A 13745-nucleotide genomic window follows, 5' to 3' on the forward strand; every position below is an offset into this window, starting at 1 on the left:
CTTTAACCCTCCTTCTCAATGCGCGTCAGGTTATCGCGTAAAATAGGACCGTATTCGTATTTGCCCGGGCACACATAGGTGCACAGTGCCAAATCCTCTTCGTCCAACTCCAGGCAGCCAAGCTTTTGCGCCTGTTCCGTGTCGCCGACAATCAGCGCCCGCAGCAGTTGCGTGGGCAAAATATCCAGCGGCATGATGCGCTCGTAGTTGCCCACCGGCACCATAGCGCGCTCACTGCCATTGGTGGTGGTGGTAAAACTGTACTTCTTATCGGCAAACAGGCTCGACACATAAATACCCATGGTCGAAAACAGGTCAAAGCCGGCACGCAGGTAATGCATAAAGGGACGGTCGCGCCCCTCGCCGAGCACACTGACCTGGTTGTGATAGCGCCCCAGGTAGGCAAAGGCACCGCGCGCCGTGCGGCCGCCGAACACCGATCCGGACACCACACGGTTATCGCCCGGGTTGAGTTGCCCGGCGGTGAGTTCCTCCAGATTGGCGCCGAGGCGGGTGCGCAGCAGTCGCGGCCGCTCCACCGCCGGGCCGGCCAGGGAGATCACCCGATCGGTATAGAGTTTACCGGTGGTGAACAACTTGGCGATGGCGATAACATCCTGATAACCGATGGTCCAGACAGACTTGTCAGTGCTGACCGGGTCGAGAAAATGTATATGGGTACCGACATTACCGGCCGGGTGCACGCCGCCGAATTCGTGGGTCTCGATGCGCTCGTCGCCGCCGGGCGGCAGCTCCGCGCCGGTCGCTTTACACACAAAAACCTTACCCTCGGTAAGCTTACTCAGCAGCAACAGGCCGTCGGCAAACGCCTGCGGCTGTGCGGCGATCACCCGCTGCGGATCGGCGGCGAGCGGATTGGTATCGATCGCGGTCACAAAAATGGAGTTGGCAGTGGCCTCGGGGGCCGGCACCTTGCTGTAGGGTCGCGTGCGCAGTGCGGTCCAGAGACCGGCGTTGATCAGATTTTCCCTGATGGTCGCATTGTCCAGGGTGGCAAGTTGGCCACTGTCGCACTGGGTAAAGTGCTCGGCCTCGTCCCCCTCTACATCGATAACAACAGATTGAAGGACCCGTTTTGCGCCGCGATTGATGGCGGCTACGGTCCCCGCTGCCGGTGCCGTGTACCTGACGCCGGCGGTCTTTTTATCGGTGAATAACAACTGGCCCAGTTTCACTTTGTCGCCGACCTGGACCGCCATCGTGGGCTTCATGCCATGGTAGTCGAATCCGATTACGGCGACAGAGCGAACCTTGGGACCCTCTTCGATGGCCTGCTCGGGAGTGCCGGATATAGGTAAATCCAAGCCCCGACGGATCTTTATCATACGTCCTCTGCCTAATCACTGGTTGGATAAGGGGCGCTGTGCAGTGAACCCCATGCATCTGCTCACTCTGGCCCGGTAAGGCGACCAGGTGTCGGTTTGACGGCGGGCGGGCACGCGGCTGTCAGTCAGCCTTTCGGCCCCAAGTTAAAAACCCGTCAAATTTCGGGGAATATCAGCCAAAACCTGTCCAACAGGTAGCAAAAGTTCCCTAACTAGTGTAGACGACTGCGCCTGGAGCGCACTCACTCTGCGATCAAACCGGCGCAATTATAAAGATGAGGCTGGCCCCTTACCAGAGCAAAAACGCGATTTTTACTGATTTAGGCGAGTAAAAACCTAAGAATCTCAAGATCTTAGAACGGCTGGACGGCAAAGTGCTCAGTTGATGATCGAAGCGACAAGGACGAACCGCGAAATCGGCGACTTACCGCTAACAGCCGCGGTCAGCCGCCTTGTCGTGCCACACACAACCCAGGCGTGTTTATTAACTCAAAACGCCGGTTTATTCGGGCTGGGGGTAGACGTCATAACTGACGCCCGCCATGTCCTCCAGGCAGCGCACCACCTGACAGCTGTAGCCGAATTCATTGTCATACCAGCAATAGAGCACCGCATTATTGCCCTCGACGATAGTGGCTTTACTGTCGAATACGCAGGCGTGACGGGAACCGACAAAGTCTGTCGACACCACCTCCGGCGAGTTGGTGAAGTCGATCTGTTGCTGCAGGGGCGAGTGCAGCGCCACATCGCGCATATACTCATTGAGTTCCGCAGCGGTGGTGTCGGCGCCCAAACGCAGGTTCAGAATCGCCATGGAGACATTGGGGACCGGCACGCGGATGGCGTTGCCGGTGAGCTTGCCCTTCAACGCCGGCAGCGCCTTGGCCACGGCCTTGGCGGCACCGGTCTCGGTGAGCACCATATTCAGTGCCGCACTGCGCCCGCGGCGTTCCCCTTTGTGATAGTTGTCGATCAGGTTCTGGTCGTTGGTATAGGCGTGCACCGTCTCCACATGGCCGTGCTCAATGCCGTACTTATCCAGCAGCGCCTTCAGCACCGGGACTATGGCGTTGGTAGTGCAGGAAGCGGCCGAGAGGATATTATCCCCCGCCTCGATGTCGCCATTGTTGATGCCGTAGACGATGTTCTTAATATCGCCCTTGCCGGGCGCTGTCAAAATGACTTTGCCGGCGCCGGGGCACTGCAGGTGCTGATTCAGCCCCTCGGCGTCGCGCCAGGCACCGGTGTTGTCCACGACTATGGCGTCGTGGATACCGTGCCGGGTGTAATCCACCTCGGCCGGCGAGTTGGCATAGATGACTTTGATCTCATTACCGTTACACACCAGCGTATCGGTTTCCTCATCGACCCGAATGGTGCCTTTGAAACTGCCGTGAATCGAATCGCGGCGCAGCAGACTGGCGCGCTTGACCAGATCACCGGCGCCCTTGCCTTTGCGGACCACGATCGCGCGCAGTCGCAACACGTCACCACTGCCGGCCTTCTCCACCAGCAGTCGGGTCACCAGCCGCCCGATTCGACCGAACCCGTAGAGCACCACATCCTGCGCCTTGGGCAGCGGCTTATGGCTGCTGCCGACAAAGTGCTGCAGCTCATTGGCCACGAAGGCCTCCATATCCAGGCCGTTGGCCTCCTTCATATATTTGACGGCCAGTTGACCCAGGTCGATATGGGCGGGGCCGATATTGAGCCGGCTGATGGTTTCCAGAATCGGGTAGCTCTCGAACTCCGACAGTTCGTTGGCCTCCACCTGGCGCACGAACCGGTGCGCTTTCATGATGTCAATCACCGAGCGATTCACCAGCGGCCGCCCATATATATAGACGGCGACATTGCGCTCGCGATTGAGTTTGCCAATCATCGGAATCATGGCCTCGGCCAAGGCCTCCCGCTCTTTCCAATCTTTGAAGAAATCATCCGGCTTAGGTCGGTTCACAGCATTACCCTTCGTGTTTAAGTGGCTTCTCTACATTTTATAGACGTATCTAAAGACGTCATTCAGCCCGCGTCGTTAAGGCCCGCCGCGGCGTTCAATGCCGCATTAGTATGATTAGTATGAATAGAGTAGCCGGCCCGACCGCCGTGGGCGGGGGTATTATGGTGACTCAACCAGCGGGACGCAATACAACGGCGGTAAAATCACCGCCGGGCGCCGCCGCCGGCCATTTGTATGACAAAGTCGAGGGAATCGACCGCAAGCCGTCCTCAAATGCGCCAAAGGTCAGTACAATAGCCCACCTTCATTTGCCGTTATCGATTGTTGTTCATGACGTTATCAAACCCCAGCGCCCCACCCCTGCCCGCCAACGCGGGCGATAAACACCAGTGGGGCCAGTTGCACGGCAGTGCCCGGGCCCTGGCCCTGCTGTCGGCGGCACGCGCCCACCCCAGTCTCACCCTGATTGTTGCCCCCAACAGCAGCGAAGCCAGCCAGTTGGAAACCGAATTGGGGTTTTTTAACGACCGCGACCAGCCGCTGCCTATTCTGCACTTCCCGGACTGGGAAACCCTGCCCTACGACACCTTCTCGCCGCACCAGGACATCATTTCCGAGCGTCTCTACACCCTCTACCAACTGCCGGCGGTGAAACAGGGCATCCTCGTGGTATCGGTGACCACCCTGCTGCAGCGCCTGCCGCCGCCGGCCTACCTGACCGCCAACAGCCTGGTGCTGCGCTGCGGCCAGCGCTTCGACCTGGCGTTGATGCGCCGGCAGTTGGAGGACAGCGGCTATCGCTGTGTCGACACCGTCTATGAACATGGCGAATTCGCCGTGCGCGGCGCGCTGGTGGATATCTTTCCCATGGGCAGTGACCTGCCCTATCGGATCGACCTGTTCGACGACGATATTGAAACCCTGCGTACCTTTGATCCGGACACCCAGCGCACTATTGATAAAGTCGGGGCCATCGACCTGCTGCCGGCCAAGGAGTATCCGCTCGATGCCGCCGGCATCAAGTTCTTCAAGGACCAGTGGCACGCGCGCTTCGATGTCGACCACCGCGCCTGCCCTATTTATCAAGATATCAGCGACGGCATAGCGCCGCCGGGTATCGAATATTACCTGCCACTGTTTTTCGAACAGTGCGGCACCCTGTTCGACTACCTGCCGGCAGCCACCCTGGCGCTGAGCCTGGGTCGGCTCGACAGTGCAGCGGAAAATTTCTGGCGCGAGTTAAGCCAGCGTTATGAGAGCCGCCGCGTCGACCCGCAGCGACCGCTGGTCCCGGCGGCGGAAGTATTTCTGGGCGTCGGCGACGTATTTGCCGCACTCAAGCGCTACCGCCGCATTCAGGTACAGCAGACGCCACTGGAAACCGGGGTCGGCCGCACCAACTTCGACACCGCGCCGCCACCCGCCCTGCCGGTAAACGCCCAGGCGGACCAGCCGTTGGCGGCGCTGGAGGCACAGTTGCTGGACACCCGTAAACGGGTACTGTTCTGCGCCGAGAGCGCCGGGCGGCGAGAAACCCTGATCGAACTGTTGCAACGCATCACCGTGCAGCCGCAGGTGTGCGATAGCTGGCAGGCGTTCCTGGACGGCAGCGACGCCGTCGCCATCACTGTGGCGCCGCTGGAAGCCGGCATGGAGTTGGGTACACCGGCCGTGTCACTGATTGCCGAATCACAGTTGTTTGGCGACCGGGTGCAGCAGCGGCGCCGGCGCAAGCGCGCCCAGGACAGCAGCGACCAGATCGTCAAAAACCTGACCGAGCTGCGCCTCGGCGCCCCGGTGGTGCATGTCGATCACGGCGTGGGCCGCTACCGCGGCCTGCAAACTCTGGATATCGACGGCGAACCCAACGAGTTGCTGATGCTCGAGTACGCCGCCGGCGCCAAGCTCTACGTGCCGGTCGCCAACCTGCACCTGATCAGTCGCTACAGCGGCGCCGAGGCGGACCTGGCGCCGTTGCACCGCCTTGGCAGCGAACAGTGGCAGAAAGCCAAACGCAAAGCGGCCGAACAGATCCGCGATACCGCGGCGGAACTGTTGGATATCTACGCCCGCCGCGCTGCCCGCGCCGGCTTCGCGTTCGACGACCCCAAAGAGGCCTACCGCAATTTTGCCGCGGGCTTTCCGTTCGAGGAAACCCCCGACCAGCAAAATGCCATTGCCGCAGTCTACGCCGATATGGTTTCGCCGGCGGCGATGGATCGCCTGGTCTGTGGCGATGTGGGCTTCGGCAAAACCGAGGTCGCCATGCGCGCCGCTTTTATCGCCGTGCAATCCGGCAAACAGGTGGCCATGCTGGTGCCCACCACACTGCTCGCGCAACAACACTATGAAAATTTCAAAGACCGATTTGCCGATTGGCCGGTCAACGTGGAGGTGCTGTCGCGTTTCAGAACCGGTCGTGAGAGCACGGCGGTACAGAAAAAACTCGCCGACGGCAAAATCGATATCATTATCGGCACACACAAGCTGTTGCAGTCGGACCTGAGTTATAAATCGTTGGGGTTATTGATCATCGATGAGGAACACCGCTTCGGTGTGCAGCAGAAAGAACGCCTGAAGTCACTGCGCTCGGAAGTCGATATCCTCACCCTGACGGCGACCCCGATTCCGCGCACCCTCAATATGGCCATGGCCGGCATTCGCGATCTGTCGATTATCGCCACGCCGCCGGCAAAACGTTTATCGGTGAAAACCTTCGTGCGCCAACACGACAACGCCCTGGTCAAGGAAGCCATCTTGCGTGAACTGCTGCGCGGCGGCCAGGTTTACTATCTGCACAACGAAGTCAAAACCATCGACCAGGCGGGCCGCGATCTGCAGGCGCTGATTCCCGAGGCGCGCATCGGCGTCGGCCACGGGCAGATGCGCGAGCGGGAGTTGGAGCAGGTGATGTCGGACTTCTACCACAAGCGTTTCAATATCCTGGTGTGCACCACCATTATCGAAACCGGTATCGATGTGCCGAGCGCCAATACCATTGTCATCAACCGGGCGGACAAGTTCGGCCTGGCACAGCTGCACCAGTTGCGCGGGCGGGTCGGGCGCTCCCACCACCAGGCTTACGCCTATCTCCTGACGCCGCAGCCAAAGGCCATGACAGCCGACGCGGTCAAGCGCCTGGAGGCCATCGCCGAAGCCGAAGACCTGGGCGCCGGCTTTACCCTGGCGACTCACGACCTGGAAATTCGCGGCGCCGGCGAACTGCTCGGCGAGGACCAGAGCGGGCAGATGCAGGCGATCGGTTTTTCCCTGTACATGGACATGTTGGATCGGGCGGTCAAAGCCATCAAAGCCGGCAAGACGCCCAATATTGAACAGCCGCTGGACGGCAGTATCGATGTGAACCTGCGAATTCCGGCGCTGATTCCCGATGCCTACCTGCCCGACGTACACACTCGCCTGATTATGTACAAACGCCTGGCCAATGCGGAAACCGAAGCGGGCCTGCGGGAACTGCAGGTGGAAATGATCGACCGCTTTGGTCTGTTGCCCGAGGCCACCAAAAACCTGTTCCGGGTGACGGCGCTGAAACTGCGGGCCCAGCAACTCGGTATCGAGAAATTAGAGGCGTCTGCCGCCGGCGGACGGATGGAATTTGCCAGGGATACCCGCGTCGATCCATTGACTATTGTTAAAATGGTGCAAACTCAGCCACAGATTTACCGCCTGGAAGGCGCCAACCATTTAAAATTCTCGCTCGATATGGAAAATAGCGAGCAGCGTATCGAAACCGTTGACGCTCTCCTCACCCAACTAACGCCGAAGGAAGAGGCCGCATGATGAAGATTCACAGCAGTTACCTGCGCCGCCTGGCACGACGATTCACTGCCGCGACCTGGACGGCGCTGGCATTCGGCACCGCGCTGGGTGTCCCCGGCGGCGCCGCGGCCGAGGAGCCGCGCTGGTACCAGGTCGAGCTGATTATTTTCGCCCAGCGCCTGCCCGAAAACGCCCCCCAGGAAATCTGGCCACGGGATATCCCCCTCGCCTACCCGCCGAACTGGGTTGAACTGAAAGACCCGGACGCGCCGCTGGCCGCTTTGGTAAGCAGTTCCGCTACCCCGGACACTGCGGCACCGCTGCCCACCCCGGCGGACCTGGCGCGCGAGCCTTATTACAAGCTGCCGGCGGCCGAGTTGGAACTGGCACCCCAGGCCCGGGACCTGCGTCGCGATGGCCGCTACCGCGTGCTGTTCCACCAGGCCTGGCGCCAGCCGATGATCGGTATTAGAAAATCACCGGCGATCCTGATTCAGGGCGGCAACAGCTACGACGAGCACACTGAGCTGGAGGGCAGCATTAATATCAGCATCGCCCGCTACCTGCACCTGCACACCAATTTATGGTTGTCTGAATTCAGCGCCAACTACGGCCAGGAAGCCGGCGGCTGGCCGGATTTGCCGCGCCGGCCGAGCGTGCGCCAGGCCGACCCGGCACTGGCGCTCGGAACCGACAAAACAGCGGCGGACTGGTGGGACAACCGGCTCAACCCCGCAGGCGAGTACGAGAGCATTCTGGCCAATCGTTACCTGGTAAACAAGGTTGTCACTTTTCGGCAAAAACGCGGCCGTATTCGCAGCGGCGAAGTACACTACCTCGACCACCCGTTGATGGGCCTGCTGATCAAAATGAAACCTTACGAGGTGCCCGAGGTGGAGCCTGCACCGGAAAACGTTCCCAACAGCGGTAGCGCTGCCGGCGTCGAGGCGACGCCGGCAGTACCCCAATAAGTCGTGCCGATGTTGAATGTTTAGATCGTTAACCCGGATACGGCCGAGGTGTCGAACCAACCAGTTGGCGCGAAGATAACACGTCTAAAATTGTGCGCCGGGCGCAGTTTTAGGCCGTTAGATCGCGTTAATGGTGCGATATCCGGGCTAAAGCGATCTAGGTGGTACACTCGACATCTTCCGCCTGGAGACCCTTGTCCCCTTCGAGAATATTAAATTCTACCGCCTGCCCTTCATTGAGAGACCTGTAGCCTTCTCCGCGAATATTGCGATAGTGCACGAAGACATCGTCGCTGCCTTCCCCCCGGGTAATAAAACCGTACCCCCGGGCGTTGTTAAACCATTTAACGGTGCCTGACTCGCGAACTGTCATAACCAACTACCTCATTATTTTTATGTTGTACTAACCATCGAAAACCTGACGATCTCACCCTTTGTTTTGATCTATGATCGCCAACCGATAAGACTGCTCCGACACTTCAGGCAACTGTTGTATTTATTAATTAGAAAACTGTTGAAGCAACAACTGTTAACACTGGTATCTGTTAAACCGCTATCACTCAACCGTTACACTGCAAATAATAAACGACCCATACGCAGCCAGGATTTTGCACTGCGCAATGCCTGCAGCTGGAAACAGCCGACCGGCACATTTTTAAGCCAAATTAACGTCAGTGTCCAGTAAAAACGTTGACAAATGCGAATTTCTAAACTTTTTCAGACGATTAACGCCCCGGCGACCGCGGCGATCAACCGCTTGACCTCCCGGGTACAGTTTTCGAGCGTACGCATCAGGTCCGCCATATCGATTGGCGCCGCCTCGATCCCGGCGGCCCAGTTAACCACCATACAAATTGATACATAGTCAATTTCCAATTCCCGGGCCAGCGCCGCTTCGGGCATGCCCGTCATACCCACCAGGTCGCAACCGTCGGCGGCGAGGCGGCGAATTTCAGCGGCGCTTTCCAGCCGCGGCCCCTGGGTACAACCGTAGACACCAAAGTCACTGTAAGGCATCTGCAGCGCCGTTAATTGCCGGATCAGTATCTGGCGTGCGACCGGGTCGTAGGGATAACTAAAGTCGATATGTTGTACCGTCTTTGCAGTACCGTCGGCAAAGGTGTGTTCGCGCCCGTAGGTGTAATCGATAATCTGATCGGGGATGCACAGATGTCCCGGCCCCATGGCCGGGTGAATACCGCCGACGGCATTGACGGCGAGAATTTTTTTCACGCCCAGTTGTTGCAGGCACCAGAGGTTGGCCCGGTAGTTGATGCGATGCGGGGGCAGTGTGTGTCCCTCACCGTGACGCGGCAAAAAAACGACCTCGTGGCCGCCCAGGCGGCCGATCAAAGCCGCGGCGGAAGGCGCTCCGTAGGGTGTATCGAGTGCCGCATTGTCGACACGCTGCAACTCCGGATACTGGGATAATCCGGTCCCCCCCACTATTGCCAGGCGCGCCATGGACTTCAACCTCCGCCGCAGTTGTTATTGGTATTGACCGCGTAAATCCCCGGCGCATTGCGCAGATATCCGCAGTAGTCCATGCCGAACCCGAAGACGTAACGATCGGGCACGCTCACCGCGGTAAAGTCCACCTGCGCCTGCGGGTCCTTGCGGTCGTGCTGTTTATCCACCAGCACGGCAGTGTAGACCCGGGCCGCACCCGCGTCCCGGCAGTAGCGCTGGATCGCCGCCAGCGTGACACCCTCGTCATAGATATCGTCGACCAGCAGCACCGTGCGCCCGGCCAATTCAGTGCGCGGCTTGCACAACCACTCTACAGTGTGCCCGCGGGTCCCGTTGCGATAGCGGGTGGCGTGAACGCAATCGAGTTGCATCGAGAAGGAAAACTTCGGCAACAGGCGCCCGGTAGTCACCAGGCCGCCGTTGAGTACGCAGATCACCACCGGGTCGGTCGCACCCAGTTGCGCTTCGACAGAGGCCGCCAGACGCTCGATCGCCGGTTCAAGTTGCGCCTCAGTGTAAAGGCAGTCAGCCGCCGCCCAAACGGCGTCAATATCGGATTGCAGAGTTTTCAATGTCAGTGATTCCTGTTACCGGCTGTTTCGATACTTGCAGTTTCGGTGGCCGTCTTTTTAGCGGTCGCTGGTGGTACTCGCCTTTCAGTACCTGCCCTTCAGCGCGCTTGTCTCTCGATGCTCACGGGTGGTGCGCACTTTTCAGTGATCGCAATTCCATGGCCGGTCTTCAACGCCCGGCTTTCAGCATCGCCTTAACCCGCACTCGCCTTGTCAGTACTTGCCTTATCGCGATTTGCCTGGTCGGCACTCACCTTTTCAACACTGGCTTTTTTGCTTTCGCCAGGGGCGTTGCCCGAGTGGCGATCCGGATTTTGCAGGTGAATATCGTCGGGGATATGGACGGTGGAGGTCGGGAAGGCACATTCGGCACCCTGCGCTTCGATAATTTCCAGCACCTTCAGCAGTACGTCCTGTTTGATGTCATGAAACTTCACCCAGTCGGTGGTCTTGGTGAAAGTATAGATAAAAAAGTCCAGTGAATAGGGTGCGAAACTATTGAAATTGACGATCAGTGTCTGCTCTGTATCTATCTCCGGGTGGGATGCCAGCATCTCCTTCACCGCGGGGATAATGGTCGCCATTTTGCCGGCGTCATCATAGCGAATGCCGATGGTCTCTTTGATGCGCCGGTTGTACATGCGCGAGGGATTTTCCAGGGAGATATGGGTAAAGGTTGCATTGGGCACATACAGCGGGCGCTTGTCGAAGGTGCGAATGCGGGTCAGTCGCCAGCCGATATCCTCCACCGTGCCCTCGATATCCCGATCCGGGGAACGAATCCAGTCGCCCACGGCAAACGGTCGGTCCAGGTAAATCATCAGGCCGCCGAAAAAATTGGCCAACAGGTCCTTGGCGGCAAAGCCCACCGCCAGGCCGCCGATGCCGCCAAACGCCAGCACCCCCGATACGCTGTAGCCGAACGACTGCAGAATCACCAGCCCGGCGGTGACGATCACGGAAATCCGCAGCAGTTTACCGATCGCCAGTACTGTGGTTTCGTCCATCGGCTTGGCGGTAAAATCCGGGTCCATCAGATTTTTTTCCGCACGGACGATAAACCGCACGATAAACCAACTGAGGACAACAATGACGCCCACGCGGCGGACCGTATCCACCACGGAAAAAATAACGCTCTCGGAGACGGTACCGGCGATTTCCGCAGCCCAGCTCAAACCTACCAGCCAGATAAACCATTTTAACGGCTGACTCGCCGCGCACAGCAGGGCGTCGTCCCACAGGTTCTTCGTGTTCTCCGCCCGCTTGACCAGATGGCCCAGTATCACCTTGACGGCAAACGCCGCCAGCAGTGTGAGCAATACCACCACAAAGACTTCGACGATCCAGAGATCCTCTTTGCCGGTCAGGCGCTCGAGCCAGGATGGAAGCGTCATATGAATATTCCTCGTCCCGCGGGTCCACCACCCGCACCACCACACCGCTGCCTCCAGCGGTAAACCAGGGCTTTTAGCGTCAACGTAGAGCCATCAGCCTCAACAAAGAGCCATCAGCGTCAACAAAGAGCCATCAGCGTCAACGTAGAGCCATCAGCGTCAACAAAGAGCCATCAGCGTCAACGTAGAGCCATCAGCGTCAACGTAGAGCCATCAGCGTCAACATAGAGCCGTCAGCGGTAACAAAGAGCCTCCAGCGCCGGCAAGCGCTGTCCATTTCAGCACAAAACCTCTACCGTCAGCACCAAGCCGCCTGCGCCGCCCACAGCCCTCGCCTTTATCAATAAACCATAAGGCCAGGCAGAACCACTGGCACTTGCAAGCACTTCCGGCGTTTTAGCCCAGGACCGCCAGGGCCGCGGCCGTACGCTCCCAGCGCGCCGGCGCCGCAGCCAGCGCGAGGCCGTTACGACCCTCGGTGCGCATGGTAGCCACTCGCGCCGGTATTGGCCAGTCCAGGTTGTGCAAATGCTGCAAGACCTCCAGCGCGCCGCGGCGATTGTTACAGGCCAGAACCATATCGCAGCCGGCCCGCAGCGCCGCCTCCGCCCGCTCGGCATAGCCGCCGGCGGCGCCGGCGCCTTCCATGGACAGGTCGTCACTGAAGATAACCCCGGTAAAACCCAGTTCACCACGCAGCCGCTGCTGCAGCCAGATCGGCGAGAAGCCAACCGGGCGACTGTCAATTTCAGAGAATAGGATGTGGGCGGGCATGACGGCATCCAGCCTGTCGGCCAGCCGCGCGAAAGGTACCAAGTCGGCTGTCGCCAGCGCCTCCCAGGAGCGCCCATCCACCGGCAGCTCCAGATGGCTGTCGGCCACGACCCCGCCGTGACCCGGAAAATGCTTGCCGGTGGCGGCCATACCGGCCTCATGCATCCCCTCTATAAACGCCCCCGCCAGGGCCGTCACCCGTTCGACATCGGCTGAAAACGCACGGTCGGCAATAGCCCCGCAGCGATCTGCGTCGGCATCCAGCACCGGCGCAAAACTGAAGTCCAGCCCGCTGTCGATCAGCTCGGCAGCCATCAACCAGCCGCTGTCTCGCGCCAGCGCCAGGGCGGCGGCGGTATCGTCACAGTGCAGTTGGTGAAAGCACTGCATCGGCGGCAGCCGGGTAAACCCCTCCTTGAAGCGCTGCACGCGACCGCCCTCCTGATCCACTGCCAACAACAACGTCGGTCGCAGGGCGCGAATTTCCGTACTCAACGCGGTAATCTGTGCGCGACTGACAAAGTTGCGTGCAAAGAAAATGACACCGCCGACCTGGGGATCGAGCAAAACGTCGCGGTCCTGGGCATCGAGTTCAGTGCCCTCGATATCGAGCATCAAGTTACCGGGCGCCGCCGACGCCGCGGCGGAAAGGGAAACGGACATGGATAGAACCTCAGTGGGTGGTAGTGCTGTTGTCGACGCTGAGCATGCCGGAAATGGCCGGCACCAGTAAACCCACCGCCTGGTCGAGCGAGGTGTCGCGATCGAACTCGCTGTTGAGAATGGCGCGTATCGAGTCGAAACTCGACAGCGTGAACACAGTGGCGCCGAGCATAAAGTACAGCCGCCAGTAAAACGCCACCGGGTCCAGGTGCGGCAGGGCCGCTTTCAACAGCCCGGTAAAGCGCGAGTAATAGGCGCCGAATTCCGCCACGATAAAACGCCGCAAATGCTCCTGGGACTGGTTGTAGGCGAGCCCCAACAGGCGCATAAAGCGCTGCGGCTGCTCACCGACCCGGGCGGAAGCCTCCAACATGGCGGTGAACAGACACTGCAGGAGCTGATCGACATCGGGATCGACGCCGTTATTGGCGGCAATGTGCGCATCCAGATTTTGCTCCAACACCTCACAAAACGGCTGCAGATAGCGGCCGAATACCGCCTGGATCAGCGCCTTTTTGGAACCGAAATGATAATTGACCGCCGCCAGGTTGACGCCGGCGGTGCTGGTGATCGTGCGCAGTGAAGTCTCGGCGAAACCGCGCTCGGCAAACAGTGCCGCCGCCGCGTCCAGAATCCGTTCAACGGTGTCGCTCTGCGCCATGTCGCTTTCTCATCAGGTTGTTAAACACTCGTTTGGAACATACGTTTACCACCGGATGATGTCAAGAAACCGCAGGCGCCGCCGCGGTACCTCTGGTCGGGTGATAAGTATTTTATTTTTAGACTAATTCCTTCTTTCCCCAAACCGTAATATGCCG

10 protein-coding genes are annotated in these 13745 nt (G+C 59.4%); 2 read left to right on the forward strand and 8 right to left on the reverse strand.

The window, feature by feature from the left end:
- Positions 1-2: 2 nt before the first annotated feature.
- Positions 3-1346, reverse strand: coding sequence for a Na(+)-translocating NADH-quinone reductase subunit A (locus FKG94_RS09680; RefSeq protein WP_142904011.1), 1344 nt, complete (start codon positions 1344-1346; stop codon positions 3-5).
- Positions 1347-1848: 502 nt separating this feature from the next.
- Positions 1849-3303: a glyceraldehyde-3-phosphate dehydrogenase gene (locus FKG94_RS09685; RefSeq protein WP_142904012.1), complete on the reverse strand. Its 1455-nt coding sequence runs from the start codon at positions 3301-3303 to the stop codon at positions 1849-1851.
- A 330-nt stretch (positions 3304-3633) separates the two neighbouring features.
- Between FKG94_RS09685 and mfd the strand changes: the two genes are divergently transcribed.
- A complete protein-coding gene (gene mfd, locus FKG94_RS09690) occupies positions 3634-7104 on the forward strand; it encodes a transcription-repair coupling factor (protein WP_142904013.1) in 3471 nt (1156 codons plus the stop codon).
- Positions 7101-8054: a CsiV family protein gene (locus FKG94_RS09695; RefSeq protein WP_142904014.1), complete on the forward strand. Its 954-nt coding sequence runs from the start codon at positions 7101-7103 to the stop codon at positions 8052-8054. Before mfd ends, FKG94_RS09695 begins: the two co-directional genes overlap by 4 nt.
- 157 nt (positions 8055-8211) lie before the next feature.
- Here FKG94_RS09695 and FKG94_RS09700 read toward each other — a convergent pair whose 3' ends face one another.
- The 6 genes from FKG94_RS09700 to FKG94_RS09725 form a co-directional block, all read right to left on the reverse strand.
- Positions 8212-8427 (reverse strand): cold-shock protein, encoded by a 216-nt coding sequence (locus FKG94_RS09700; RefSeq protein WP_142904015.1) that lies wholly within the window; start codon positions 8425-8427, stop codon positions 8212-8214.
- A 344-nt stretch (positions 8428-8771) separates the two neighbouring features.
- Positions 8772-9518: an S-methyl-5'-thioinosine phosphorylase gene (locus tag FKG94_RS09705; protein ID WP_142904016.1), complete on the reverse strand. Its 747-nt coding sequence runs from the start codon at positions 9516-9518 to the stop codon at positions 8772-8774.
- Positions 9519-9523: 5 nt separating this feature from the next.
- Complete coding sequence (locus FKG94_RS09710) at positions 9524-10096, reverse strand: hypoxanthine-guanine phosphoribosyltransferase (protein WP_142904017.1); 573 nt, start codon at positions 10094-10096, stop codon at positions 9524-9526.
- 194 nt (positions 10097-10290) lie between these two features.
- Positions 10291-11490, reverse strand: coding sequence for a mechanosensitive ion channel family protein (locus tag FKG94_RS09715; protein ID WP_142904018.1), 1200 nt, complete (start codon positions 11488-11490; stop codon positions 10291-10293).
- A 396-nt stretch (positions 11491-11886) separates the two neighbouring features.
- Positions 11887-12927 carry a beta-N-acetylhexosaminidase gene (gene nagZ, locus FKG94_RS09720; protein WP_246125064.1) on the reverse strand — a complete coding sequence of 347 codons (1041 nt, stop codon included), beginning with the start codon at positions 12925-12927 and terminating at the stop codon, positions 11887-11889.
- Positions 12928-12937: 10 nt separating this feature from the next.
- Complete coding sequence (locus FKG94_RS09725) at positions 12938-13588, reverse strand: TetR/AcrR family transcriptional regulator (RefSeq protein WP_142904019.1); 651 nt, start codon at positions 13586-13588, stop codon at positions 12938-12940.
- Between the last annotated feature and the right edge of the window lie 157 nt (positions 13589-13745).

It is taken from the genome of Exilibacterium tricleocarpae, assembly GCF_007004655.1.
GTDB classification, from domain to species: Bacteria; Pseudomonadota; Gammaproteobacteria; order Pseudomonadales; family Cellvibrionaceae; genus Exilibacterium; species Exilibacterium tricleocarpae.

Coding starts and splice junctions, on each gene's coding strand:
- nagZ (WP_246125064.1), bottom strand. CDS start 12,927: ATGTCCGTTTCCCTTTCCGCCGCGGCGTCGGCGGCGCCCGGTAACTTG.
- FKG94_RS09725 (WP_142904019.1), bottom strand. CDS start 13,588: ATGGCGCAGAGCGACACCGTTGAACGGATTCTGGACGCGGCGGCGGCA.
- FKG94_RS09695 (WP_142904014.1), top strand. CDS start 7,101: ATGATGAAGATTCACAGCAGTTACCTGCGCCGCCTGGCACGACGATTC.
- FKG94_RS09700 (WP_142904015.1), bottom strand. CDS start 8,427: ATGACAGTTCGCGAGTCAGGCACCGTTAAATGGTTTAACAACGCCCGG.
- FKG94_RS09715 (WP_142904018.1), bottom strand. CDS start 11,490: ATGACGCTTCCATCCTGGCTCGAGCGCCTGACCGGCAAAGAGGATCTC.
- mfd (WP_142904013.1), top strand. CDS start 3,634: ATGACGTTATCAAACCCCAGCGCCCCACCCCTGCCCGCCAACGCGGGC.
- FKG94_RS09705 (WP_142904016.1), bottom strand. CDS start 9,518: ATGGCGCGCCTGGCAATAGTGGGGGGGACCGGATTATCCCAGTATCCG.
- FKG94_RS09680 (WP_142904011.1), bottom strand. CDS start 1,346: ATGATAAAGATCCGTCGGGGCTTGGATTTACCTATATCCGGCACTCCC.